General features: G+C 31.5%; 23 protein-coding genes and 1 pseudogene. 6 read left to right on the top strand and 18 right to left on the bottom strand.

The genetic code is table 11. The annotated features are described in order from the left end of the window. Nucleotides 1-26: 26 nt before the first annotated feature. The 6 genes from CCUN_RS00225 (at nt 27) to CCUN_RS00250 (ending at nt 3,924) form a co-directional block, all read left to right on the top strand. Nucleotides 27-449, top strand: a complete 423-nt coding sequence (locus tag CCUN_RS00225) for a Sua5 YciO YrdC YwlC family protein (protein WP_027304947.1) — start codon at nt 27-29, stop codon at nt 447-449. Nucleotides 450-707: 258 nt separating this feature from the next. Beyond that, nucleotides 708-1,163 carry a DMT family transporter gene (locus tag CCUN_RS00230; protein WP_027304948.1) on the top strand — a complete coding sequence of 152 codons (456 nt, stop codon included), beginning with the start codon at nt 708-710 and terminating at the stop codon, nt 1,161-1,163. Between the two features lie 63 nt (nt 1,164-1,226). Beyond that, a complete protein-coding gene (locus tag CCUN_RS00235; protein ID WP_027304949.1) occupies nt 1,227-1,613 on the top strand; it encodes a DMT family transporter in 387 nt (128 codons plus the stop codon). Next, nucleotides 1,610-1,924 (top strand): DMT family transporter, encoded by a 315-nt coding sequence (locus CCUN_RS00240; RefSeq protein ID WP_027304950.1) that lies wholly within the window; start codon nt 1,610-1,612, stop codon nt 1,922-1,924. The genes CCUN_RS00235 and CCUN_RS00240 overlap by 4 nt, the downstream gene beginning before the upstream one ends. A gap of 11 nt (nt 1,925-1,935) precedes the next feature. Further along, complete coding sequence (gene bioD, locus CCUN_RS00245) at nt 1,936-2,529, top strand: ATP-dependent dethiobiotin synthetase BioD (protein ID WP_027304951.1); 594 nt, start codon at nt 1,936-1,938, stop codon at nt 2,527-2,529. Nucleotides 2,530-2,643: 114 nt separating this feature from the next. Continuing rightward, nucleotides 2,644-3,924 carry an adenosylmethionine--8-amino-7-oxononanoate transaminase gene (locus tag CCUN_RS00250; RefSeq protein WP_027304952.1) on the top strand — a complete coding sequence of 427 codons (1,281 nt, stop codon included), beginning with the start codon at nt 2,644-2,646 and terminating at the stop codon, nt 3,922-3,924. 439 nt (nt 3,925-4,363) lie between these two features. On the opposite strand, the gene CCUN_RS00255 is transcribed toward CCUN_RS00250, so the two are convergent. The 18 genes and pseudogenes from CCUN_RS00255 to nifJ all read right to left on the bottom strand — a co-directional run bounded on the left by CCUN_RS00255 (nt 4,364) and on the right by nifJ (nt 24,634). Then, entirely contained in the window at nt 4,364-4,651 is a 288-nt protein-coding gene (locus CCUN_RS00255; RefSeq protein ID WP_027304953.1) for a hypothetical protein, read from the bottom strand. A gap of 260 nt (nt 4,652-4,911) precedes the next feature. Further along, a complete protein-coding gene (locus tag CCUN_RS00260; protein ID WP_027304954.1) occupies nt 4,912-5,364 on the bottom strand; it encodes a Dps family protein in 453 nt (150 codons plus the stop codon). Nucleotides 5,365-5,471: 107 nt separating this feature from the next. Beyond that, entirely contained in the window at nt 5,472-6,704 is a 1,233-nt protein-coding gene (locus CCUN_RS00265; protein WP_027304955.1) for a glucose-6-phosphate isomerase, read from the bottom strand. Further along, a complete protein-coding gene (gene galU, locus CCUN_RS00270; protein WP_027304956.1) occupies nt 6,698-7,522 on the bottom strand; it encodes a UTP--glucose-1-phosphate uridylyltransferase GalU in 825 nt (274 codons plus the stop codon). Before galU ends, CCUN_RS00265 begins: the two co-directional genes overlap by 7 nt. A gap of 261 nt (nt 7,523-7,783) precedes the next feature. Beyond that, nucleotides 7,784-9,754, bottom strand: a complete 1,971-nt coding sequence (gene acs / locus CCUN_RS00275) for an acetate--CoA ligase (RefSeq protein ID WP_027304957.1) — start codon at nt 9,752-9,754, stop codon at nt 7,784-7,786. 279 nt (nt 9,755-10,033) lie between these two features. Beyond that, a complete protein-coding gene (locus CCUN_RS00280) occupies nt 10,034-10,348 on the bottom strand; it encodes a hypothetical protein (RefSeq protein WP_027304958.1) in 315 nt (104 codons plus the stop codon). Nucleotides 10,349-10,354: 6 nt separating this feature from the next. After that, entirely contained in the window at nt 10,355-10,552 is a 198-nt protein-coding gene (locus CCUN_RS00285; protein WP_027304959.1) for a hypothetical protein, read from the bottom strand. Between the two features lie 452 nt (nt 10,553-11,004). Continuing rightward, the gene (locus CCUN_RS00290) at nt 11,005-11,565 is read right to left on the bottom strand and encodes a Fe-S-containing hydro-lyase (RefSeq protein ID WP_027304960.1); all 561 of its coding nucleotides are present in this window, start codon (nt 11,563-11,565) and stop codon (nt 11,005-11,007) included. An 84-nt stretch (nt 11,566-11,649) separates the two neighbouring features. After that, nucleotides 11,650-12,495, bottom strand: coding sequence for a fumarate hydratase (locus CCUN_RS00295; protein WP_027304961.1), 846 nt, complete (start codon nt 12,493-12,495; stop codon nt 11,650-11,652). A gap of 304 nt (nt 12,496-12,799) precedes the next feature. Further along, entirely contained in the window at nt 12,800-14,014 is a 1,215-nt protein-coding gene (locus tag CCUN_RS10215) for a methyl-accepting chemotaxis protein (protein WP_415270574.1), read from the bottom strand. 39 nt (nt 14,015-14,053) lie between these two features. Beyond that, a pseudogene (locus CCUN_RS10220) lies at nt 14,054-14,803 on the bottom strand (cache domain-containing protein); the annotation flags it as partial. Nucleotides 14,804-15,350: 547 nt separating this feature from the next. Further along, nucleotides 15,351-16,538 carry a type II secretion system F family protein gene (locus CCUN_RS00305; protein ID WP_027304963.1) on the bottom strand — a complete coding sequence of 396 codons (1,188 nt, stop codon included), beginning with the start codon at nt 16,536-16,538 and terminating at the stop codon, nt 15,351-15,353. Further along, nucleotides 16,535-18,145: a GspE/PulE family protein gene (locus CCUN_RS00310; RefSeq protein WP_035175584.1), complete on the bottom strand. Its 1,611-nt coding sequence runs from the start codon at nt 18,143-18,145 to the stop codon at nt 16,535-16,537. The genes CCUN_RS00305 and CCUN_RS00310 overlap by 4 nt, the downstream gene beginning before the upstream one ends. Next, nucleotides 18,142-18,732: a CDC27 family protein gene (locus CCUN_RS00315; protein WP_027304965.1), complete on the bottom strand. Its 591-nt coding sequence runs from the start codon at nt 18,730-18,732 to the stop codon at nt 18,142-18,144. Before CCUN_RS00315 ends, CCUN_RS00310 begins: the two co-directional genes overlap by 4 nt. A 2-nt stretch (nt 18,733-18,734) precedes the next feature. After that, the gene (locus CCUN_RS00320; protein WP_027304966.1) at nt 18,735-19,349 is read right to left on the bottom strand and encodes an ATP-binding protein; all 615 of its coding nucleotides are present in this window, start codon (nt 19,347-19,349) and stop codon (nt 18,735-18,737) included. Next, complete coding sequence (gene mshL / locus CCUN_RS00325; RefSeq protein ID WP_027304967.1) at nt 19,342-20,757, bottom strand: pilus (MSHA type) biogenesis protein MshL; 1,416 nt, start codon at nt 20,755-20,757, stop codon at nt 19,342-19,344. The genes CCUN_RS00320 and mshL overlap by 8 nt, the downstream gene beginning before the upstream one ends. Continuing rightward, nucleotides 20,735-21,070: a hypothetical protein gene (locus CCUN_RS00330; RefSeq protein ID WP_051521659.1), complete on the bottom strand. Its 336-nt coding sequence runs from the start codon at nt 21,068-21,070 to the stop codon at nt 20,735-20,737. The genes mshL and CCUN_RS00330 overlap by 23 nt, the downstream gene beginning before the upstream one ends. A gap of 3 nt (nt 21,071-21,073) precedes the next feature. Next, the gene (nifJ, locus tag CCUN_RS00335) at nt 21,074-24,634 is read right to left on the bottom strand and encodes a pyruvate:ferredoxin (flavodoxin) oxidoreductase (RefSeq protein ID WP_027304969.1); all 3,561 of its coding nucleotides are present in this window, start codon (nt 24,632-24,634) and stop codon (nt 21,074-21,076) included. Nucleotides 24,635-24,663 lie beyond the last annotated feature (29 nt).

Here is a 24,663-nt window from a genome sequence, read left to right on the forward strand (position 1 = left end):
TAATTTTTTAGCTCGTAAAAATTAAGATGATTTATTTAGCACAAACAGATACTACAGCAGGTTTTTTGAGTAAGGATTTAAAGGCTTTAAACACCTTAAAAAATAGAGATAAAAACACGGCTTGTTTAATCACAACCGCAAAATTTTATGAGCTTAAAAAACTTGCGAGGGTGCCAAATTCTTTTAAAAATTTAATTCGTCGCGTGAAAAAAACAACTTTTATATATCCTAATTCTAAAGCTATACGAGTTGTAAAAGAAGGAAAACATAGTGAATTTTTAGCTCAATTTTCTTGGCTTTACTCAACTTCAGCAAATCTTCATGGACAAAAATTTGATGAAATTTGGGCACGTAAAAAGGCAGATAAGATTGTCGATTTTGATTTATTCGAGGGTGAGGCTTCAAAAATTTATAAAATTTCAAGGCTTAAAAGAAAAAAAATACGTTAAAATTCAACGCAATGAATTTTTATGATTTGGTTAAATTTTGTGAAATCATATTTGTAGAATAATTTTAAAGATTGAATTTGTATTGATATTAAAAAATTATTTAGCACTAAATTGTAAATGAATTTAAAAATATAAACTTATATTTTGAAAGAAAAAATCTTGTAAGGTTTGAAAATAAAAATTTAATCAAACCAATCATTGTGTTATAAGTTCAAATTGTAAATCAAAGTGCTTGTTTTACAAAGTTAAGGGGTTAAAATGTTTTATGTGTTTGCTTTTTGTATGGGTATTATGTTTGCTGTGCAAGCTTCGATTAATTCGCTTTTGAGTAAGTCTTTGTATGAAACACCTTTAATGGCGGGTTTGGTTTCTTTTGTTGTGGGTACTTTTTGTTTGTTCATGCTTTCTTATTTTAGCGGAGCTTTAAATTCTTCTACGATAAAGGCTTTGACTCAACAAGAATGGTGGAAGTTTTTAGGAGGTGTTTTGGGAGCTTGTGCTATTTTAGGTATTATTGTATTAACTCCAAAAATTGGACTTGCAAATACTTTTTTACTCATTGTTTTAGGGCAGATAATTTCAAGCGTTGTGATGGATAAAATAGGGTTTTTTGGGCTTGAAGTGAGAGAAATTTCTATCCATAAAATCATAGGATTGATTATAATTTTTATGGGACTTGGAGTGTTTTTTTATAAGGATTTATTAAAAAATTGAAGTAAATTTTTTTGATATAATTGTATTTTAAAAATTTGATTTATAGAGGTTTATAATTAAGAAATGAGTTCAAATTTAGCTTGGGTTTTGATTATTGTTGGCGGTATTATGGAGTGTTTTTGGGTGAGTGGTTTAAAATATGCTGATTCTTTTACTCTATATATTCTTACAGGTTTAGGCATATTGATTTCTTTTTCTTGCGGTATAATTGCGATGAAAAAGATTGAAGTGAGTGTAGCTTATGCCGTTTTTGTGGGGATTGGGACGGCTGGAGTGGTTTTAGCTGAAATGCTTTATTTTGGTGAGAATTTTTCCTTGATTAAAATCCTTTTAATCACTATTTTAGTGATTTGTGTTATAGCTTTAAAATTTGTAAATAAAGAAAACGATGATGAAGCATTTAAAGAGCTATCCGATGTTGTTTTCGATGAGATAAAAGAGCAAAAATGAGCTGGATTTATCTCATTATTGCTGGTTTTATGGAGATTTTGGGTGTTATAGTGATGAAAAAATTCGTATTGAGCGGCAAGAAAATTTTAATTCTCGTTTTAATGTTTTTATTTATGTTAAGTTTTGGATTTTTATCTCTAGCGATGCGAGAACTTTCAATGGGAATTGCCTATGCAGTATGGACAGGAATAGGTGCAGCTGGAGGCGTTATTTGTGGGGTTTTGTTTTTTAAAGAGAGTAAAAGTATATTGAAATTTATCCTTCTATCTCTCATTATTATATGTAGTATAGGACTTAAATTTATTTCTTAAAGTTAAAAACGATGAAAATTTATGTTAGTGCAATCCATACAGATGTGGGTAAAACTCATTTTAGTGCAGTATTTTGTGCGAATTTCGGTTATGATTATTTCAAGCTTATACAGGCGGGAAATCCTACAGATAGTGAATTTATCGCTAAAACTAGTCCTAAAACTCGTATTTTTAAAAACGGAATCACTTTACAAACTCCTGCCTCACCACATGTAGGAAAGAAACTCGAACATGCAAATTATCAGGCTTTAAAGATAGCTTTACCTGAAAGTGAAAATTTGCTTATTGAGCTTGCTGGCGGGATTTTTACACCACTTGATGAAAGATACACAATGATAGATTTTATGGAAAGATTTAAATTCCCTACTTTTTTAATCGCTAAATACTATCTTGGAAGCATCAATCATATTTTATCAAGTGTAGAGGCTTTAAAACGAAGAAATATTAAAATTCTAGCCCTAGTGATGATGGGTGAAAAAGAGCCTTTACAAGATGAATTTGTGCAAAATTACACTCAAATTCCTCTTATAAATCTACCCTTTTTAACTCAAAATTTAATTTTAAATCCGCATTTAAAAGAGCAAATAAAAAGCCTTATAAAATAAAATTGACTTTTATATTTTAAATTTGCATGAAAATTTATTCTTTATTAAAAAATTTATGTTCTTAACTCAATTTTTATGTTATTTTTATACAATGCTTATTTATAAAGGAAATTGATGTATAAAAAATTACAAAAGCTTGATTTAGAGCATATTTGGCATCCTTGCACTCAAATGAAAGACCACGAATTTTTACCTTTGATACCCATTAAAAAGGCAAAAGGGGTTTGGCTCTATGATTTTGATGATAAGGCTTATTTAGATTGTGTGAGTTCTTGGTGGGTTAATCTTTTTGGGCATTGCAATCCCTATATATCAAAGGCTATAAAAAAGCAACTTGCTCAACTAGAGCATGTCATTTTGGCAGGATTTTCTCATGAGCAAATTATTATGCTTTCTGCAAGGCTTTGTCAATTAGCCGGAAAACCTTTCAATAAATGTTTCTATGCAGACAATGGTTCATCAGCAGTAGAAATCGCCCTTAAAATGAGCTTTCATTTTCATTTGAATTTAGGACAAAAAAGACATAAATTTTTAGCCCTTAGCAATGCCTATCACGGCGAGACCTTAGGGGCTTTAAGCGTCGGTGATGTAGGACTTTATAAGGATATTTATAAACCTTTACTTCTCGAATGTCTTAGCACTCCTGTGCCAAAAGATGAAAATTTTGAAAACGAACTTAAAACCTTGCGTCTCATTTTAGAAAAAAATGGCAACGAAATTTGTGCTTTTATACTTGAGCCTCTCGTTCAATGTGCAGGAAATATGCGTATGTATAAAGCTCAATTTATCGATGAAGCCATAAAACTTTGCAAGGAATTTGGAATACAAATCATCTTTGATGAGGTTGCTACAGCTTTTGGGCGCACAGGGAGCTTTTTTGCATTTGAACAATGTAAGCTAAAGCCCGATTTTTTATGTTTATCTAAGGGTATTACAGGAGGATACTTGCCCCTCTCTGTTGTGCTTACAAGTGATGAAATTTATAATGCCTTTTATGCACCCTATGAAACTCAAAAAGCTTTTTTGCACTCTCATTCTTATACCGGAAATGCTTTGGCTTGTGCTGCAGCAAATGCTGTGCTTGATATTTTTGAACATCACAATATCATAGAAAAAAATCGCAAACTTAGTGCTTTTATAAAAAAGAAATTTGAAATCTTAAAAGAATTTGATTTTTTGGGGAATTTTAGACAATGCGGAATGATTTACGCCTTTGATATTTTGCGAAACCCCGATACAAGGGCAGGGCTTTTCGTGTTTCAAAAAGCCTTAAAAAAAGGGCTTTTATTAAGACCTTTAGGCAATACAATTTATTTTATGCCACCTTATGTGATTTGTAAAGATGAAATTAAATATGTTTGCAAAAGTCTAAGGGAAATTTTTAAAGAAATGTAAAGAGATAAGCTCATAGCATTGAAGTGTAACTTTTTGCTAAAATTAAGAATTTATCCAAATTCTATGTGTTTTATTTAAGGAAATATTAAAAATATAAGTTTTTTGTTTGTTTAGAATCTTAAATTTAGAATTTATGCTTGAAATTTTAGATTTTCTATGTTTAATCGATGTAAGATTTTTCTTGTTTTTTCAAAAGTGAAAGAAGGATTTGAGTTTGCTTTAAATATCTTTTATATTTTTTTGATTGCGTCTTCTATTTTCTTGCAACATATAAATCATCGCAATGCTCTTTAATTTTGTGCAAATTTGATAATTCTTAATAAACATCACTTCAAACGCAATAAAGTCTTTAACAACTGCAAAAAATATTCTTTTGTGCCTAATGAAACCTTTTTTAAATATTTTTCAACCACTCTTTTATCAGTATCCGCTATCTCCACTACTCTACCTCATAGATACACCTATCTCTATCAGGACGATTACACACTTGACATTGCGGAATAACATTACCGGCTATGACACCAGACTTTGCCACCTTGTTTTCAAGCTCTCTGTCATTCCACTCATCATTCATTCCGTCAATAAAATAGGGCGGATCTGTAACGATAAAATCAATACTATAATCCTCTAATTCCCGCAAACCACTGCGACAATCTTGCTTGAAAATCTTGTAATTTTGTGTCCCAAATTCCGCACTTTTGCTTTGTTTTTCAGTTGTCTTTGGCATTTTACTCCTCATAAATTTTTTAGTATTATATACATTTTGTTTTTAAAAATTTTTATAAGTTTTAGAATTCAATGTTTAAAACTTGATATTTTTATATAAAAGCATTAATTTTTTTATATTTACAAGATATGGTTTTAGTTGTAGAGTTATGAGAAAAATTCTTAAAAATAAACGATTATTTTAAAAATTTATAGCCTTTCAATCTGTGAATTTTTATTTAGCGGAGCTTCACTCCGCTTTTATTTTAATGCAAATGAAAATTATTTATTCTTGCAAGAATTTTCCAAAGTGGCTTCAAGCATCCAAAGACTTTTTTCATATTTTGCTATATTTTCTTGTGCAAAAGCCGCTGTGGTTGTATCCCCTGCTTTTTCTGATTCTTTATCGAGTTTTTTAAATTCATTTAAAAGATATTCGTAATCTTTTTTAATAAGTTCTATAACTTCATTTGCACTGAAGCAATCTTTTTGAATTTTTGGACTCTTCGCATTTTTATTTAAAATTTCTGCATCCACTATCGCTTTTTCTTTAAGTTGTAAAACCCTCTCGGCACAATCATCAAATAATTCTGCCATATCCTCATAAGCTTTTTCAGTGTATTCGTGGATAGAAAAAAACTGAAATCCTTTAACATTCCAATGATAATTGTGAAATTTAACCCACAAACTGTGAGCATCCGCTTGAAGTTGCAAAAGTTGTTTTGTAACTGACATTTTGTCTCCTTATTTTAAATTTTTTAAATTATAATATAAATATTCTTAAATAATAATTATTATTAATTAATAATTTTATATTATAACCTTTTTATTATACTATTTTTTTATGAATTTGTTTGTGCGTCAAGGATTTTTTTTAAAATTAATTTTCCAATTTCTACACCGGGTTGATTATAAGTATCAATCCCCAACATAATGCCACAAGTTGAGGTAAAAAGTTCATAATAATACATCAAATACCCCGTATGCCAAGCATCTAAATAATCAAGTTCGATTAAATCCACGCTTAAATTTTCAGCAATGAGTGCATTCATTGTGGCTTCACATTGTGCATTTAAAAGATTGTGCAAACTCACTCCATTGCTCGAAGAGTCTAAAAATTCAAAATCAATATTTGGAATCACAGGGCTTTTTTTAGAATTCAAAACTCTTAAAAAAGAAATGGTTTTATTCTTAGGTCCATCCATAATGAGTTGCAAAAAACTATGCTGATCCCTTGCTCCTATGAGGGCTATAGGAGTTAAACCTATTCTTTTATAGCCTTGTTTTTTACCCAAACTTTCAGCAATGAGCTGGATATACCATTCATTAAAACCTTTAAAAGAATCCCCGTAAGAAAAAAGCACATTGATATTTGCATTTTTATGAGTGCAATAATGATAAGCCTTTTGTAAGATTTCTTCTTTTTTATGGATAAAAAAATCCTCAAAACATTGCTTAGCTCCGTCCAAAAGGGCTTTTGCATTATAACCACAAAAACAAAGTGGCACTATGCCCACAGCTGAAAGCACACTGAAGCGACCACCGACATTATTTGGGATAAAAAAGGTCTTAACCTTCAAATTTTCACCCTCTTTATGAAGTTTAGAATCTCTATCTGTGATAAAAACAAAATAGTCCCTAATCCTTGAAAATTCTATACCAAAATGAGCAATGATAAGTTTAAAAAGCGAAACAACTTCTATAGTGTTGCCTGTTTTTGAAGTGATGAGAAAAAGACTCTCTTCAAGCTTAAGTTTTTTTAAAATTTGAGCGAAGCTGTGCGAAGAAGTATTATCGAGTATAAGAAGCTCTCTGTCATTTTCCTTTTCATCAAAGAGTAGATTTTGCAAGGCTTTCACCCCGCAGCTTGAACCGCCCATTCCGACTAAAACGATATTCTTAATATGTGTTTTATCTTTGATAAATTCTAAACTCTCATCAATAAGCTCCAAACTCGTATGGATAAGATGATAATACCCTATATCTCCGCTATTTAACTCATCATTCATACGTCTTGCATAAGAAGAGATGAATTTGAGCTCACTTGTCTTAAAAAATAAGTTGTTTCTTAACATAAACTTTTCTTATAAAAATAATTTGTCGCCTCTACAAAGCCCTCTACACTTCCGCAATCAAAGCGTTTGCCTTTAAATTTATAAGCTAAAACCATATTATTAGTCGCTTGAGTTAAAAGGGCATCTGTGAGTTGGATTTCTCCATTTTTACCCGCTTTTGTATTTTCTAAAATTCCAAAAATATCCGGAGTTAAAATGTAGCGTCCTATGATAGCAAGATTACTTGGAGCTTCTTTGGGATTTGGTTTTTCAACCATAGAATGCACCATAATCAAATCCTCTTCAACAAAATTACCATTAATGATTCCATAGTTTGAAACTTGATTTTTAGGAACTTCCATAACAGAAATGATGGTGCAACGATATTTTTCGTAAATTTTAACCATTTGAGCCATAACATTTAAGCCCTCTTCATTGACGCATAAATCATCGGCTAAAATCACTCCAAAGGACTCATCTGAAGTTAAAGGTTTTCCTTTTAAAACAGCATCACCTAAGCCTCTCATCTCATTTTGCCTTGTAAAAGTAAAAGTGCAACGATGGATTAAACTACGAATTTCGCTCAATAAATGTTCTTTTTTTGTCCCAGAAATTTGATGTTCAAGCTCATAAGATATGTCAAAATAATCTTCTAAAGCCCTTTTTCCACGTCCGGTGACAAAGCCCATGTTATCCATTCCTGCTTCTAAGGCTTCATCAACCCCATAATGGATTAAAGGTTTTGTAAGAATTGGCAACATTTCTTTTGGAAGAGCCTTTGTTGCAGGCAAAAACCGCGTCCCATACCCTGCAGCGGGAAAAATACAAGTTTGAAGCATATTAATCCTTAAAATTTCAATCAATCATATAGAATTTTAAACTAAATGATACATTTTGTCAAGCCTATAAAGAAATTTTATATCTAAAAATAAAGCATTTGAGTTAAGGGCTAAGTTTAGCTTAATTTTCTTAGCTAAGGGCTTTAAATTTTAATCCTAAAACTCAAGATTCATATGCTCTTATAAAATTAATCCCAAACAAGCAATCCACTCTTACTTAAAAAATAAGAGCTTCTTGCTAAAATATAAAGGTTTAAAAATTTATTCAATTTCCGCTTTTACAAGATTTGCAATGGTTTGGACGATATGAGAATCTTCAAGTGTAGAAATGTCTTGTTTGATTTCCTCACCTCTTGCAATAGTCCTTAAAATTCTACGCATTATCTTACCGCTTCTGGTTTTTGGTAAGCCCGGAGTGTAAAGAATTTTTTCAATTTTAGCTATAGGACCGATTTCAACTCTTAAAATATCATTAAGCTCTTTTAAGGTTTCGACTGAACTGCCTAAATCGCAAGAAGAATCGCGATTTAACACAACAAAAGCAAACAGAGTTTCACCCTTTATACTATCCTCAACTCCAACGACTGCGGACTCGGCAACACTTGAATGTTTAGCAATAGCAGATTCTATTTCTGCGGTGCCAATTCTATGCCCTGCAACATTGACAACATCATCAGTACGACCTGTGATTGTAATATAACCATTTTCATCATAAAAGGCTCCGTCTCCGCTAAAATATACAGCTTTTCCATTTTGTTTAGCTTGAGAAAAATAGCTTTCTACATAACGTTTTTCATCGCCCCAAATTCCTCGAATCATAGAAGGCCAAGGTTTGACGATACAAAGCAAACCATCTTCCCCCACTCCTTTGATATTTCCTTCTTCATCAATAATCTGTGCGAAAATTCCGGGTAAAGGTAGGGTTGCACTTCCGGGTTTTAAAGCTGTGGCTCCGGGAAGAGGTGTAATCATATGCCCACCTGTTTCAGTTTGCCACCAAGTATCCACAATAGGAGCCTTTGAATTTCCTACATTTTCATAAAACCACTTCCAAGCATTAGGATTGATAGGCTCACCCACAGTTCCTAAAACTTCAAGAGATTCTAAATCGTATTTTTTAGGCTCATTAGGAGAATCGGCATGAAGCATACGAATGGCTGTTGGAGAGGTGTAAAATTTACTGATTTGGTATTCTTCTATCATTCTCCACCATCTGCCTGAATTAGGATAAGTTGGTGTGCCTTCATAAATGAGTGTGGTTGCACCACAAGCAAGAGGTCCATATATAGAATAAGTATGCCCTGTAATCCAGCCCACATCTGCACTGCACCAATAATTATCCATATCTTTAATATCAAACACCCATTCCATAGTCATTTGTGCCCAAAGTATATAACCCGCACTTGAATGCATCACACCCTTTGGTTTGCCCGTAGAACCTGAAGTGTAGAGTAAGAAAAGCAAGTCCTCGCTATCCATAATTTCGGGCTCACATTTATAGGATTCATTTTTTATAAGCTCATTATAGATATAATCTCTGCCGGGTATATAATCAATCTGTTCTTTATTGCGAATTACAATCAAAACTTTTTTTACACATTCACAATCTTTTTCCAAAGCTTCATCGACAGCAGGTTTGAGCATATAAGGCTTACCGCGTCTAAAGGCTCCATCAGCAGTTACAACAAGTTTTGCTTTTGCGTCAATGATTCTATCTCTTAAAGCTTCAGGAGAAAATCCTCCAAAAACAACGCTATGGATTGCCCCAATTCTTGCACATGCAAGCATGATAATCGCTGTTTCTGGAATCATAGGCATATAGATAACAACTCTATCACCCTTTTCTATGCCAAATTTTTTCAGCAAATTTGCTGCTTTGCAAACCTCATGCAAAAGTCTGCGATAAGTATAGACTTCAAAATCCCCCATCTCTCCTTCAAACATTATAGCAACTTTGTTGCGACGCGTTTTCATGTGGCGATCTAAGCATTGATAACTTACATTTAAAGTGCCTCCTTCAAACCACTTATAAAAAGGGGCGTTGTCTTGATTTAAAACTTTAGAAAAAGGTGAAAACCAAGTAATTTTTTCGAGAGCTTTATTTTTCCAAAATTGCTCAAAATTCTCTTCTGCTTCATTCCATAAATCATAATATTCACAAATATTTTTAATACGAGCATTACGCGAAAATTCTTTGCTGGGTTTAAAAAGATTTTGATTTTTGTGTTGCATTGTTATACTCCTTATTATTATAGTTATTTTTTACAATTATACAAAAATTTAGGTATTTTACAAGATAAATAATAACTTATTAAGAAAAAATTAAAATAAATGTTAATTTTAGTAATATTTTTATAGAATTTATTATTTAATTTGTTTAGAAATAGTTTAAAAAATATTTGGATTAAATTTTTATGTCTTTAATTTTAAAATTTTTTATTTATTGACATAAAAATTTTTATTTTTAGATTTTCTGAAGATTTCAAGGGAATATTTAAAAATATTTTTTTATTAAATCAGTAAATCAAGCCTAAAATAATCTCTTTGATAATACAATTCAAAAGAGTTTGAAACAATTTCTTTTGTTTTTTGAGAATCTGTAAATTCTATAGCTGGATTTTGAGGTGATTCTAAATTTTGACTTTCTTTTGTCCTTAAAGCAAGATATTCTTTAGAATATTCAATGGATAAAATCCTTTCTTTTTCCTCTTTTTTTCTCTCTTTAATTTCTTTTTCTAAAGCTTCTTCAGCATATTTTAAAGCTGGAGCACCAGAAAATTTTATTCTTGTATCAATAATCTTTCCGCAAACTTCAATTAAAGCCATGTTAAATCACCAATAACAAATTCCAAAAGTTGCACAAGCAGATTGTTGATAAGTAGATTGATTTTGAGTTTGGCAAGATTTATAATGCCAACTAGGATAAGCGAGACAACCTAAATAAGCCCTATTTCCTGAATCATCTTGCTTGGAGTCATCTCGTGCAAAAAGAGAAACCAAAAACAAAGTCATAATAAAAATTTTTTTCATAGTAAAATCTCACATAATTAATATTAAGTCTTGTAATGATTATTATGTATAAAAGCTTTAAATTTTCTTAACATAATAATTAAAATCGAGGCTATTTCAATTTAATGTTACTATTTTACTCAAAATATGAATTTATATTCAAATATTTTCTTGGTATTTAAAAGATTATACAAGTTGTTTTATGTTTTAATTATATTGCTAAATGGCGGTGATTTCTTTTGATTTTGCTTTTTTAAATCTTATAATTTTATAAAATTTGCTTTTTTCAAATTTCATTCATTTTAGTGCTCTTATCAATTTTAATTATTGCGAAAGAGGTTAATAGTCTTTTTCTATCCTTTTAAATTCTTTTTTGTATATAAAAAATGGATACTTATTTTATTATCGTTTTAATTGTTAGCTTGTTTCATCGTTTAAGAGCATAAAATAAGATTTTTTATGCTCTTAATGGTTTAAATTTTTTTATAAGGAGCTTGTCCTTGCTCATAAAAATTATTTCCTTTGCAATCAATTGCAACAATAGCAGGAAAATCTTCAACACTAAGTCTTGCTACCGCTTCAGGACCAAGTTCAGGATAGGCTAAAACTTCATATTTTTTAATACTTTTTGAAATCAAAGCTCCCGCTCCGCCGATTGCGACCATATACACAGCCCCATTTTTTATCATGCTTTTTATAACTTCTTCAGAGCGGTATCCTTTACCAATCATTCCGCTCACTCCTTGTTCAAGCATTGTTGGAGTGTATTTGTCCATTCTTCCGCTTGTTGTAGGACCTGCTGAACCCACTGCTTGATTTTTATCAGGATTAGCTGGAGAGGGACCTAGATAATAAATCACTTCATTATTAAAATCCACAGGTAATTTTTCTCCTCGTGCCAAAGCTTCTGTTAAAGCCTTATGTGCAGCGTCTCTTGCTGCGATAATGGTGCCGGTGATAAGCACATTATCTCCCGCTTTGAGTTCTTTGACTTTTTCTTTAGTCAAAGGGGTTGTTATTTTAATCGTTGCCATTTTCTTTCCTTAGCTCATTTTTTAAATGTTTTAAAATCTCTCCTTATTTTTTGAGAGATTTTAATTTTTGCTTTTTAAAGCTATTTATAATTGTGCATCCGCATGTCTTGCGGCATGACAATTGATATTGATACACACAGGCAATCCTGCAATATGCGTTGGATACACTTCAATATTAACCTTAACCGCTGTTGTTGTTCCGCCTAATCCTTGAGGACCAACGCCGGTTTGATTTGCAAGTTCAACAAGTTCTCTTTCAAGTTGAGCATATTGAGGGTCTGGATTTTCACTATCTGCACTTCTTACTGCTGCTTGTTTTGCTAAAATTGCACATTTTTCCATCGTTCCGCCTATGCCTACACCGACAACCAAAGGAGGACAAGCATTAGGACCAGCTTTTTTAACCGCTTCTAAGAAGACTTGTTTAACGCCTTCAAGCCCATCAGCAGGCACGAGCATTTTAAGAATTCCTTTATTCTCACTTCCAAATCCTTTAGGAGCGACCTTGATTTTAATTTTATCGCCCGGGACAATTCTTGTGTGAATTACAGCTGGAGCGTTGTTTTTAGTGTTTTCTCTGTTATAGACTGGGTCCTTAACAACAGATTTTCTTAAATACCCGCCTACATAGCCCTTAGCAATTCCTTCATTGATTGCATCTTCTAAGTATCCATCGACCAAATGCACTTCTTGTCCAACTTCGACAAAAACCACAGTCATACCTGTATCTTGACAGATAGGCATCATCTCTTGTTTAGCTATCTTTGCGTTTTCTAAGATTTTACCTAAAACATCTCTACCAAGTTCTGATTTTTCAGTTTCTTTGGCTTTTTCAAAAGCCCTTTGCATATCATCAGTGACGCGACAGCAAGCCTCAATACAAAGTTTTGCCACAACTTCAGTGATATCTTTACAAGAAATTTCACGCATAAATTTTCCTTTTTATAAAAATTTTATGTCTGTAACATAATTTTAAAAATTTAAATATTTCTAAAATTACACTACTTTCACTCCTCATTAAAAGAATTTTTAAATTTAAAATCTTAAAAATTCAATGCCAAACCCTAATATACCTTTAATACTTGATATATTTTAATTCAGTTATTCTAAAATAAAAATCATTAAAAAAGTATTAAAACTATTTTTATGTTTTGTTTTAATACTTTGCATTTTGAGAGTGAGCGGGAATTTGCACCCACTCTGAATTTCAAAGATTTACAAATGAAGGTGAAGCTTAAAATTTTTTAGCTTCAATTTGTTTTAATATATCTGTAGCATAATCATTAACTTTTAGGGCTATTTCATCACAAGAATTTGCAATTTCCATATTTTTATTCACTTCATTTTGAAGTGAAATGGCTATTTCATTGACTTGTATGATTTCAGAAGTTTGTTCTTTAATGGATTGACTCATATCGTTGATTCCTTGCACAAGTATATTGACATTTGTTTCTATTTCGGTTAAAGAATTTTCCGTTCTTTCTGCGAGTTGTCTGACCTCATCAGCCACGACAGCAAATCCCTTTCCATATTCTCTAGCTCGTGCGGCTTCAATGGCAGCATTGAGGGCTAAAAGATTTGTCTGTTCGGCTATATCTCTTATCACTCCTATAACATTTTTAATGTCTTTAGCTTGAATGGTGACTTGTGAAGTTCTGCTTGAAACCTCATTCATAGAATTTGTGATTTGTTCTATAAATTGTGCAGATGTTTTTATAGAATCAACTTGAATTTCAAGGCTTCTTTTTATATCTCTTACACGATTTTCAAGGTCTTGAGAATGGTCTTTTAAAGAATGAGATAAATCACTAGAATCTTTAAGCATATTTGAGATATAAATTCCAAGTCCATTAATATCTGTTAAAATGTTAGCAAAAGCCCCCTGTGCTTCATCAGCATTAGCCTTTTGAGTGAAATCATCATTTTCATAAATTTGTAAAATTTTAGTGATGGTTTCAAAAGAAGATTTCATATTTAAAATCGCTTTTAATATGCCTATTTTTAACTCTTTTAATCTTGCATTAGCGGGGTCTTTGGAGATTAAAACTGAAAAATCTCCTTGAGAAACTTGTTCTAAAGCCTTAATGAGTTCTTTGACGCATTCTTTATCTTTATCTAAATTTCTTTTAGATGAAATAATGTTTTCATTAAGTTTTTCACTGATTTCTTCAAATTCATCTCCTGTATTGATTGCTTTTAAATCATCAATTTGTTTTGTTTTGCCATTGAGATAATCAAAAAAGTTAAAAATTTCATCTCTAATAATTCTTAAAGGAGAAAGAAGTTTTCGCATTAAAATATTGACTATAATGATTAAAATAACTCCAAAAACAACAATAGAAATGATAAAATTTTGAATAGAATTTTGAGTTCCTCCATAAATGCTTGATGTATCATCTAAAAGACAAATTTTCCAGTTTGTAAAATGATTGATACGACAAACCGCCATTTTGTTATCAATTTGTGTGAAATTTTGTAATTTATCTATATTTTCAACACTTAAAAGTAATTTAGAAAGTTCGGTTTCTTGAAAAATATCTTTATCGTTTGGAGAAATTACTATCTTGCCTTTAGAATCAATAACAAATAAAGAATAAGAACTACTAAAAATGCCAGAAACAAACTCATTCAAAGCTTTTAAAGTAAAATCTCCACCTACAACTCCTTGAAATTTGTTATCAATAATCACAGGAGAGCTAAAACCAAAAACGGGAATTTTTTTATAATTTTGCAACCAAATATCACTCAAAACCATATCTTTATTACTTGATTTTGCTATTTTATACCAAGCTCTTTGTCTTGGGTCATAACCTGAAGAAATCAAACTATGGTTGCCATTGCTTCGAAATTGCTTACCACTTGTTTCTACCCCAAAATACACAAGATTAAAATTACCAAGTCTTTCACCATTTGCCAAAGCACTCGAAATTTGTGTATCATCGTTGAAATTTTTAGAGATAAATTGACTGAGTTCAATGATAATCCTTTGTTTTTCTTTGACATAAGAATCAAGAGCTAAAGATGCAAGATTAAGCATATGTCCATAATCTCCAAATTTTTGCTGAAGTTCATTTTTTTGAATATTATAATATCTTAAAATTCCAAAAATAATAAATCCTATGACACACACCAAACTAATCGCTATGGTCATTTTTGTATTGAGTTTCATACCCCCCCCCCCCCCCCGTCTTTGGATATTTATTATTTTTTTATTATTTATTGTTTTATCAAAATTCATTATATCTCCTTATTTTATCTAAGATTTAATTTAGTATATAATTATTATATTTTATATATTAATTTATACTTTATATGTTGTAATATATTAAATTTTTATAGAAATAATTACTTAAAGTAACATTTTTATTGATTTTTAAATTGCAAATTTTTGTTAAAATTTAAATGAGAATTTTTATATAGAAAATATGAAACATTTTGTAGTTTTTAAAGAAAATTATAATTTCATTATTAGTATGTTTAATTTTTAAAAGATTGATTTTTATAAAGATAAAATGAAAAATTTATATTTTTCAATTCTAGCGTTCTACAAAATTTTTATACTAAAAAGATTTTTCAATATTTCAAAGGAATGAATTTTTAGAAATTAAATTTTTTAATGATATTTTTACTCCATAACAGAAAGCAAAAATGTTATGATTAATGATTATACAGCGTTTATCAATGATGGCTGTATAAAAAATAAATTTTTGCAGAGAATTTGAAATGTTTATAAGTCCAAATGCATTTTGATTGCCATTTCTTTTAAAAGCAAAATTTTAACTCCTTTAAAATTTCACACCAGAACCAAGCTCCCACAAAGGCAAAAAAATTCCCAAAGCCAAAAATAAAACCAAAATTCCAACCACTAAGGTCATTAAAGGTTCAAGCAGGGCTAAAAATTTATCCATAAAATCCTCTTGTTTTCTCTCATAAAAATTTGCAATTTCATTGCTTAAAAGCTCTAATTTTGCACTTTTCATTGCAACATTGAGCATAGAAATCACCACAGAATCAAAAATTTTTACCTTTTCGAAAGCCACACTCAAATCAATTCCTTGCGACAAAGAATTTTCAATATCTTTAAATTTTGAAAACAAAGCCCTGTTTTTAATACTGCTGTATGCAATTTTGAAAGCCTTAGAAGTTGGAATTCCGCTTTTTAAAAGCAAAGAAAAAATGATAAAGAAATAATAATTTTGATTGCAAAGCATAAAATGAGACAATAAAGGCGTTTTAAACACCAAAAAATCGCAGATAGAAGCAAAATGATTTGATTTTTTATAAAGAAAAAACAAATTGAGCAAAACACAGAGAAAAAATACTGCTAAAAAAAGATAGTATTTGTTTAAAAATTCATAAATTCCTAGTAAAATTCGCGTCATCAAAGGCAAATCAACCCCCAAATTTTCAAATAAATTTTCAAATTCACCAACAACAAAAAACATTAAAAATAAAAATGCTCCACAAACGCTTAAAAACACTATCAAAGGGTATCTTATAGCCTTTTTGACTCGTTTTTGATTTTGCAGACTTTTTTCTCTAAGCTCAGCAATTTGCATAAAAATTTTGCTAAGTTTTCCTGTATTTTCGGCCATTTTAATGAGGGCAAGTTCGCCTGAATTGAGAGCGAGATAGGGAGTTTCAAAGGCTTTGCTTAAATTTTGTCCGAGATTTAAATTTTCATTGATTTGAGCTATGATTTTATCAAAATTTTTGTGATTTTTTGACAATTCTTTTAAGGCTTCTTTGATACTCAAACCCACTCCGCTAAGCAGACTAAGCTCTTTAAAAAATAAAATAAAATTTTGACCTGAAATTTTAGTTTTAAAAAAAGGTTTTTTGACTTCTTTAAGGCTTAAAATTTGAAGATTTTCTTTTAGGGCTAAATTTTGTGCGACATTTAAATTCGAAGCCTTAATAAGCTTTTTGGCTTTAAGTCCTTTTTGTATGAATTCAAGTTCATAAATTTTCAATCCAACACCCTTTGAAGCTCTTCAATGCTTGTTAATCCTTCCTTAGCCTTTTGCAAACCGCATTCTAACATAGTTTGAAAGCCTTGTTTTCTAGCGTATTCTAAAATCCTTTTTTTGCCTACATTTTCACGGATAAGCTCTTTTAAATTCTCATCAATCACTAAAAATTCTGCCACCAAATCCCTACCCGAATAACCGCTATAATTGCAATGCTCACAGCCCCTACTTTCATAGAATTGTCCCTGAAATAAAGTGTATTTTTTCTCACTTTTTCTTTTGCAAAAAATGCAGAGTTTTCTTACAAGTCTTTGAGCCACAATTAAACTCAAAGCCTGTGCGATAAGATAAGGTTTTGCTTTCATATCCAAAAGTCTGTCTATTGTGCTGATGCTATCATTTGTATGCAAAGTGCTTAAAAGCAAATGTCCTGTAAGAGAGGATTTGATGGCTATATCAAGGCTTTGCTCATCGCGAATTTCACCAATCATTATAATATCCGGATCCTGTCTTAAAATGGCTCTTAAAGCATTGTTAAATTCTAATCCCGCTTTAGGATTGAGTAAAATTTGTTGTATCCCTTGCATTTTGTATTCTATAGGATCCTCCGCTGTGATAATCTTTTTCTTTATCGATTTTAAGGCATTTAAACACGCATACAAGGTGGTACTTTTGCCACTTCCTGTTGCCCCTGTGATTAAAATCATACCATAAGAGGAAGAAATAGCCTTTTGAAGTGCTTTTAAATGAGAATCTAAGAAATTTAAATTCTTAAGCTCTAAAAATTTCTCATCATGTTTAAGTATCCTTAAAACAACGCTTTCCCCGTAGATTAAAGGCAGGGTGGAAACTCTAAAATCATAATTTTGATTTTCTAGTTTTAGCTCAAAATTTCCATCTTGAGCCTTGCGTTGCTCGGCTACATTTAAATGGGTTAAAAATTTGATGTGAAAAACTAAGGCTTGATAAATTTCTTTTTCTAAAATACAAAAAAATTGAAGTTCTCCATCGACTCTAAATCTTATCAAAGCGTCATTTTTTCTTGATTCTATGTGAATATCACTTGAATTTAAATTCAAAGCTTCTTTAAGGATAAAATCAAAAATTTTGCTGACTGAACTTTGATTTTCTTGTTTGAAATTATCCTCCCATTCCTCCTTAAGTTGAAAGCTTAAATTTTTAAGCTCCTCTTTGATGCGCAGACGATTTAATGCTTTAGAAATTTTAAAACAATCACTTATAACAGCTTTGACAAATTTATCTCTAAAAAGGCTTTGTATTCTCTCTAAAAGCTCTAAAGAAAAAGGTTTAGCTCTTGCAATATAGACATTTTCTTCATCGGTTTTTATCGGCAGAATTTTAAATTCCAAGAGCAAATTTAAAGGTAATTTGAAATTTTCATCATAATTTTCAAAACTTAGAAATTCCATTTTATAGTATTTTGCTAAGGTTTTTAAAAATTCCTCACTCTCTAAACCTAATTTTAAATAAAGCTCATCTAAACTAAGCTTGTCTTTAAGATACAAATCAAATAAAAACTCTTGACATTTTACATCCTTAAAATCAAAATTTCCACCACTAAAACCAAGTTTGGATAAAAATTCTCTCATCCCTCTTTATCCTCTAAAAATCCATAATATTCTTCCCAAAATTGCATTGCTTGCTCGGCTTCTTGTATCTCACCCAAAGCCTCTTTAGCCTTAGCAAATAAAAACCACGATTCTTTTAAGCTTTTATCCAACTCATTTGCCTTTAATGCCCAAAAAACAGATTTTTTATAATCTTTATTTTCATAATACATTTTAGACATAAACAAAGCCTTTTCATAACTCGGATTTTCATAAAAAGCCTTTTTTAAAAGCCCTATATTTAAGGAGATTGAAGTGATTTGAATTTTATTTAATGATTTTAGCTCCTCTTCATTTTGTTTTAAAGTTTCTAATTCTTTTTTCATTTTTTCTTTAGAAATTTTATTTTTTTCTTGTGCGATTTTAAGGTCTTCTAACTTCTTTTCTAAACTCTTCTTTTCTTCTAAAGCCTTTGCAAAAAGTTGCTTTTTTCTTTCATAAAAATCAAAGCCAAAATAAGCTCCTGATAAAATAAAAAACAAACAAATTCCTAAAAATAAAGCTTTCACACGTTTTTTTATCAAATATTTTTGATAATTTAATTCTAATTCTCTCACCCGCTCTTGCATTTTTATCCTAACAAAGCATTTTCAAAAGCACTTAAATTTAAAATATATTTTACACTTTTTTGCCCCTTGTAAAAGCTGTGAAGCTCTTTAAAACTCTTAAGCATTTTGTCGATATTTCTTAGATTTCCTTGATAAATTTTATAAATTAATTTCAATTCTTTTGGAAAAAAATCAAGCCCATGTTTAATTTTTATATAATCCTTAAGCTCCCCAAAGTCCAAATTCTTAAGTTTAAATTCTGCTTGAAAGCGGCTTTTAAAATGCTCCTTGTTAAAGATTTTAGGTTTTTTATGAGAACTTAAAACAAAACTTAAGTCATCACTATAAATTCTTATGCTTTCAAGAGTTCTTTCATCATACATTCCCACTTCATCGAGTAAAACAATAGGTTTGCTTTCACTTTGTAAAACGGGCTCTATAAAATTTTGAAATTCTTTTTGATTTTTAAAAATTTGAGTCTTATGCAAGGCTTTAAATTCCTTGCAAAGCTGTCTAAGAAGTGCGGTTTTACCACTTCCACTTTGACCTAAAAGCAAAATGAAACTCTTTTGCTTTAAAAGCTCTTTAATCCTTGATAAAACCCTTTCTTGACTTTGTATGCTTACAAATTCACTCATAATATCTAAATCCTAAATCCTTAAGAGAGGGAGTATTTTTGATATTATCAATAATGCTTGGAGTGATGATAAAAACAATTTCAGTTGCTTGAGATAATTCATTTGAGCCTTTGAAAAATAAGCCAAGAAGCGGAATTTTAGACAAGAAATTCACAGAAGAATCGTCTTGAGTTTGGTTATGAGAGATGAGACCTCCTAAGATTAGAGTTTGGTTGTTTTCAACCTGCACGACGGTGGAAAGCTTTTTTTGTATGGTATCTGGTGCTATAGTGCGAGGCTCTTTTTGTTTGACATTGTCTTCGGGATATTTAAAATCACTCAAACTAGGATTAATTCTTAGCATAATTTTATCATCATCCGAAATTTCAGGCAGGATATTGAGTAAAATTCCTATGAAAATAGAATAATTATTAAAACTTTCGCTCACTGTTGAGCCGTTTTCAGTGCCTTTAGAACTTTCTTTGATTTGATAGTTGATTGTATCTCCAACAGAAATAATGGCTTGTTGGTTATTCAGTGCCATAAGCTTAGGATTAGATAAAACCTTAGTTTTTCCACTTTGTGAAAGAAAATTAAGAACAGAATCAAAATTTAAATCCGCCCTTAAGCCTAGATTTTTTACAAAACCTTGTCCGCTTTGAAGTTGAATGAAAGAACCACTTCCGTCTGAATTTGTAGAATTTAAACCTAAGTTAAAATTTTGCCAATTAATCCCACTAGAATGCTTTTTATTTAAAGATACCGCGATAATACTCACATCGATAATGGCTTGTTTTTTAAGTCTGTATTCAAGTTTTTGGAGATAGTTTTTAACTTTTTGAAGTTGAGAATTTGTGCCTATTATTGTGATGATACCTGCATTTGGATTGATGATGGCTTTACTTTCATAACCCTTTGTGGAGATTAAAAGAGCATTGATTTCATTTTCTATATTTTGCCAAAAATCGAATTTTTCCATACTCTTAATCATATTATCCTCTATATCTTCGTTTTGACTGAATTCATTTTGCTTAGGTTTTGCATCGACTGAAGCCTTTGTGATGCTTTGTCCTTCACGTACTGAAGTGATATAGCTGATTTTAAAAATCTTTGTTTGAAGGGCTGAAATTTTAAGAACCTTGCCATCAAATTCATAGCCAAGGTCATTTTCTGTGATAAAAAGCTTAAAAATTTCATCAAGATTCATTTGGTGGATATGGATATTGTTTTGATTTGTTAAAAGTTTTTCTCTAGCAAATTCGTCCTTGATGACTATGCTAAAAGAGCAATAATTCGCCAATTCTCCTAAGCTTTCTTCTATGCTTAAATTTTCGTTGATATTAATATTAAAAAGCTTTTTTTGACAATCTTCTATGCCATAAAGAAAAATCGTAAAAAAACAAAGCTTAATCAATATAAATTTTATCATTTGACTTCAATTTTAAAGGAATGATAATGTTATCATATTCAAGTATAATTTGCTTTGATTCTATGGATTTAATCTGTGCTTGATTGATCCAATCATCTTGTTGATACCAAGCATTATTAATCTTGACTTTATCTGGAAAAATCGCTTGAATTTTAAGTGTGTAAATTTGCTCTAAGTGAGGATTAGAAAAAGGGTTATGAAGCTTTGAAAACTCTATATCAAACCTTTTTTCTAAATGCGAAAAATATTCTTTAAAATCACTTTGTGCGTTCAAAATACCAAAGCATAAAAACGCACAAAGAATTTTTTTCAAAATTTATCCTTGTTTTTCATTGCTATAATCTGCTGCGGCAATTCTTACAAGCTGTCTGTATCGATGTTGAGCGTCTTTTTTATTGCGTTCAAAAAGCTCTGCAGCATGTTTAGGATTTGATTTTTTCAAAGAATTATAACGCACTTCATTCATCAAAAATTGCTCATAAAGCTCCCATTGCGGTTCTTTACTAACAATATTTAAAGGATTTTTTCCCTCCACTTCAAGACGAGGGTCGTAAGTATAAAGAGGCCAATACCCGCATTTTGTCGCCAACTCTCCTTGAGTTCCAGAATACCCCAATCCACCCTTAATGCCATGTGCAATACAAGGAGAATAGCAAATCACTAAAGAAGGTCCATTATAAGCTTCAGCAGCAATTAAAGTTTTAATCAAATGACTATAATTTGCATTTGAATTCACTTGTGCAACAAAAATATAGCCATAGGTCATAGCAATCTGCCCTAAATCTTTTTTCTGTATAGGCTTACCTGCTGAAGCAAATTGTGCCACGGCACCTGTTCTTGAAGATTTCGAGCTTTGTCCCCCTGTATTAGAATAAACCTCCGTATCCAGCACTAAGATATTCACATTTTCCCCACTCGCTAGAACATGATCAAGTCCGCCATAACCTATATCATAAGCCCAACCATCGCCACCAAAAATCCAATGCGATTTTTTACTTAAAAAGCTTTTTAAATTTAAAATATCTTGCACAGCTTTTATGGATTTATTTTGTTCTAAAATCGGCAACATTCTGTCTTTAATCTCAACCGATTCCACGCCTTTGTCTTTATTTGCAAGCCATTCTTTAAAGAGTGCTGATAAAGAATTTGGCACTAAGTCCATATTTTCATTCATAATATTTTCGATTCTGTGTCTTGTATTTTCGGTTGCAACTTTCATCCCAAGACCAAATTCAGCATTATCTTCAAATAAAGAATTTGCCCAAGCAGGTCCGTGTCCATTTTTCACGCTTTTTCTATAAGGAGTAGAAGGTGCTGAACCACCATAAATCGAGCTGCAACCTGTAGCATTTGCAACAATCATTCTTTCTCCAAAAAGCCTTGTTACAAGAGTGATATAAGGGGTTTCTCCACAACCCGGACAAGCTCCGTGAAATTCAAAAAGAGGTTGAGAAAACTGCACACCTTTAACATTTTCTTTGCTTAAAATATCATCTTTGTAGCTTATCTTTTTAAACAAATAATCCGCATTTTCTTGCTCTCCAAAGTCCATTTCTTCTTGCAAAGGAACCATAACTAAGGATTTTTCCTTTGTTGGACACTCTTGAACACAAAGCTCACAGCCTGTGCAATCAAGCGGAGAAACTTGTATTTTGAAATTTAATTTTTGTCCCTTCGTGCCTTTAGCTTCTAAGAAATGTTCTTTAACACCTCTTGGAGCATTGTTTAATTCTTCTTCATTGATTAAAAATGGGCGGATGACAGCGTGCGGACAAACTGAAGCACATTGATTGCATTGAATACAATTTTCTTCTATCCATCTTGGCACCATAATCCCTACGCCTCTTTTTTCATATTCTGTCGTTCCGTGTTCAAAACTTCCATCTTCATATCCTAAAAATGCAGAAACAGGTAAATCATCACCTTTAGCAGCATTCATAGGTTTGACAATTTTTTCTACAAATTCTGTGCCTTTATAAACATTGCTTTGTTCTTTTTCTTTGATTTCTAAATTTTTCCACGCAGGATCAACCTCTACTTTTATGAGTCCTTGTGCTCCTACATCAATGGCTTTATAATTCATTTCAACTATAGCATCACCTTTTTTGCTATAAGATTTGTAGGCAAGTTCTTTCATGTATTTTTGTGCATCTTCGTAAGGTATGATTTGAGCAAGTTTGAAAAAAGCAGATTGCATAATGGTATTTGTGCGGTTTCCAAGCCCTATATCTCTTGCGAGTTTGGTTGCATTGATGATATAAAAATTCACTTCTTTTTCTGCTAAGGTTTTTTTAACAAAATCAGGAAGCTGCCTTATGGTCTCTTTTTCATTCCAAATGCTGTTTAAAAGGAAGGTTCCGCCCTTGCGAATTCCATTTAAAACATCATAAATTTCCAAATATGCTGCCACAGAACAAGCGATAAAATGCGGAGTAGAAACAAGATAAGTTGATCTTATAGGTTTTTTAGAAAATCTTAAATGGCTTCTTGTGTAACCTCCGGATTTCTTAGAATCATAAGCGAAATAAGCCTGTGCGTAAAAATCTGTTTTATCACCGATGATTTTAATGGAATTTTTGTTTGCTCCTACAGTCCCATCAGCACCAAGTCCATAAAATAGACATTCTATGGTGCTCTCATCACTTAAAGAAATTTTTTCTCCCGTTTCTAAAGAAGTATGAGTTACATCATCGACAATACCAATGGTAAAGCCGTTTTTAGGTTTATCGCGTTTAAGATTTTCAAATACAGCAATCATTTGGGCAGGATCAACATCTTTAGATGAAAGTCCATAGCGTCCGCCCACGATAATAGGAGAAATTTCACTATCATAAAAAGCCGCTCTTACATCTAAATAAAGTGGCTCTCCAAGACTTCCGGGCTCCTTAGTCCTATCCAAAACAGCAATCTTTTTCACAGATTTTGGCATAACTTCAAAAAAGTATTTTAAGCTAAAAGGGCGGTAAAGATAAACTTTGAAGACGCCGACTTTTTCACCCTTTGAATTAAGATAATCCACAACCTCTTCAAGAGTTTGAGTCACAGAACCCATTGCAATGATGATTCTATCCGGCTCTTCATGTCCATAATAAACAAAGGGCTTATAGGTCCTGCCTGTAATTTTAGAAATTTCTTGCATGTATTCATTGACAACATCAGGTAAGGCATTATAAAAAGAATTTGTAAGTTCTCGGGTTTGAAAATAAATATCATCATTTTGAGCTGTGCCTCTTGTTTTAGGATTTTCAGGACTTAACGAGGAATTTCTAAAGGCTAAAACAGCTTCTTTGTCAAGCAAACGACTAAAATGTGCATAATCCATCACTTCAATCTTTTGAATTTCATGGCTTGTCCTAAAGCCATCAAAAAAATGTAAAAAAGGAATGCGTCCTTTAATTGCGGCTAAATGTGCAACTCCAGCTAAATCCATAGTTTCTTGCACAGAATGAGAGCAAAGCATTGCAAAACCGATTTGTCTTGCAGCATAAATATCTTGATGGTCTCCAAAAATAGAAAGGGCTTGAGCAGCTAAGGATCTTGCTGCAACATGGATAACACAAGGGAGAAGTTGTCCCGCAATTTTATACATATTCGGAATTTTAAGCAACAATCCTTGAGAGGCGGTGTAAGTTGTTGTTAAAGCTCCTGTTTGAAGTGAGCCATGAACTGAACCCGCAGCTCCAGCTTCGCTTTGCATTTCGACGATTTTAACAGGCATTCCAAATAAATTTTTCTTCCCTGCAGCTGCCCACATATCTGTATAATCAGCCATAGGAGAACTAGGGGTAATAGGATAAATTCCAGCCACTTCAGTAAAAGCATATGCTGCGTATGCAGCTGCTTCGTTTCCATCCATAGTTTTCATAATCTTATTCACTATTTTATCCTTAAAAATTTTACATAAAT

Origin of the sequence: Campylobacter cuniculorum DSM 23162 = LMG 24588, from assembly GCF_002104335.1 — a bacterium.
In the GTDB taxonomy this organism is placed as follows: Bacteria; Campylobacterota; Campylobacteria; order Campylobacterales; family Campylobacteraceae; genus Campylobacter_D; species Campylobacter_D cuniculorum.

Bases quoted from the DNA above. Each gene is read 5' to 3' on its own strand.
- CCUN_RS00225 (WP_027304947.1), top strand. From the start codon at position 27: ATGATTTATTTAGCACAAACAGATACTACAGCAGGTTTTTTGAGTAAG.
- CCUN_RS00230 (WP_027304948.1), top strand. From the start codon at position 708: ATGTTTTATGTGTTTGCTTTTTGTATGGGTATTATGTTTGCTGTGCAA.
- CCUN_RS00235 (WP_027304949.1), top strand. From the start codon at position 1,227: ATGAGTTCAAATTTAGCTTGGGTTTTGATTATTGTTGGCGGTATTATG.
- CCUN_RS00240 (WP_027304950.1), top strand. From the start codon at position 1,610: ATGAGCTGGATTTATCTCATTATTGCTGGTTTTATGGAGATTTTGGGT.
- bioD (WP_027304951.1), top strand. From the start codon at position 1,936: ATGAAAATTTATGTTAGTGCAATCCATACAGATGTGGGTAAAACTCAT.
- CCUN_RS00250 (WP_027304952.1), top strand. From the start codon at position 2,644: ATGTATAAAAAATTACAAAAGCTTGATTTAGAGCATATTTGGCATCCT.
- CCUN_RS00255 (WP_027304953.1), bottom strand. From the start codon at position 4,651: ATGCCAAAGACAACTGAAAAACAAAGCAAAAGTGCGGAATTTGGGACA.
- CCUN_RS00260 (WP_027304954.1), bottom strand. From the start codon at position 5,364: ATGTCAGTTACAAAACAACTTTTGCAACTTCAAGCGGATGCTCACAGT.
- CCUN_RS00265 (WP_027304955.1), bottom strand. From the start codon at position 6,704: ATGTTAAGAAACAACTTATTTTTTAAGACAAGTGAGCTCAAATTCATC.
- galU (WP_027304956.1), bottom strand. From the start codon at position 7,522: ATGCTTCAAACTTGTATTTTTCCCGCTGCAGGGTATGGGACGCGGTTT.
- acs (WP_027304957.1), bottom strand. From the start codon at position 9,754: ATGCAACACAAAAATCAAAATCTTTTTAAACCCAGCAAAGAATTTTCG.
- CCUN_RS00280 (WP_027304958.1), bottom strand. From the start codon at position 10,348: ATGGCTTTAATTGAAGTTTGCGGAAAGATTATTGATACAAGAATAAAA.
- CCUN_RS00285 (WP_027304959.1), bottom strand. From the start codon at position 10,552: ATGAAAAAAATTTTTATTATGACTTTGTTTTTGGTTTCTCTTTTTGCA.
- CCUN_RS00290 (WP_027304960.1), bottom strand. From the start codon at position 11,565: ATGGCAACGATTAAAATAACAACCCCTTTGACTAAAGAAAAAGTCAAA.
- CCUN_RS00295 (WP_027304961.1), bottom strand. From the start codon at position 12,495: ATGCGTGAAATTTCTTGTAAAGATATCACTGAAGTTGTGGCAAAACTT.
- CCUN_RS10215 (WP_415270574.1), bottom strand. From the start codon at position 14,014: ATGGCGGTTTGTCGTATCAATCATTTTACAAACTGGAAAATTTGTCTT.
- CCUN_RS00310 (WP_035175584.1), bottom strand. From the start codon at position 18,145: ATGAGAGAATTTTTATCCAAACTTGGTTTTAGTGGTGGAAATTTTGAT.
- CCUN_RS00315 (WP_027304965.1), bottom strand. From the start codon at position 18,732: ATGCAAGAGCGGGTGAGAGAATTAGAATTAAATTATCAAAAATATTTG.
- CCUN_RS00320 (WP_027304966.1), bottom strand. From the start codon at position 19,349: ATGAGTGAATTTGTAAGCATACAAAGTCAAGAAAGGGTTTTATCAAGG.
- mshL (WP_027304967.1), bottom strand. From the start codon at position 20,757: ATGATAAAATTTATATTGATTAAGCTTTGTTTTTTTACGATTTTTCTT.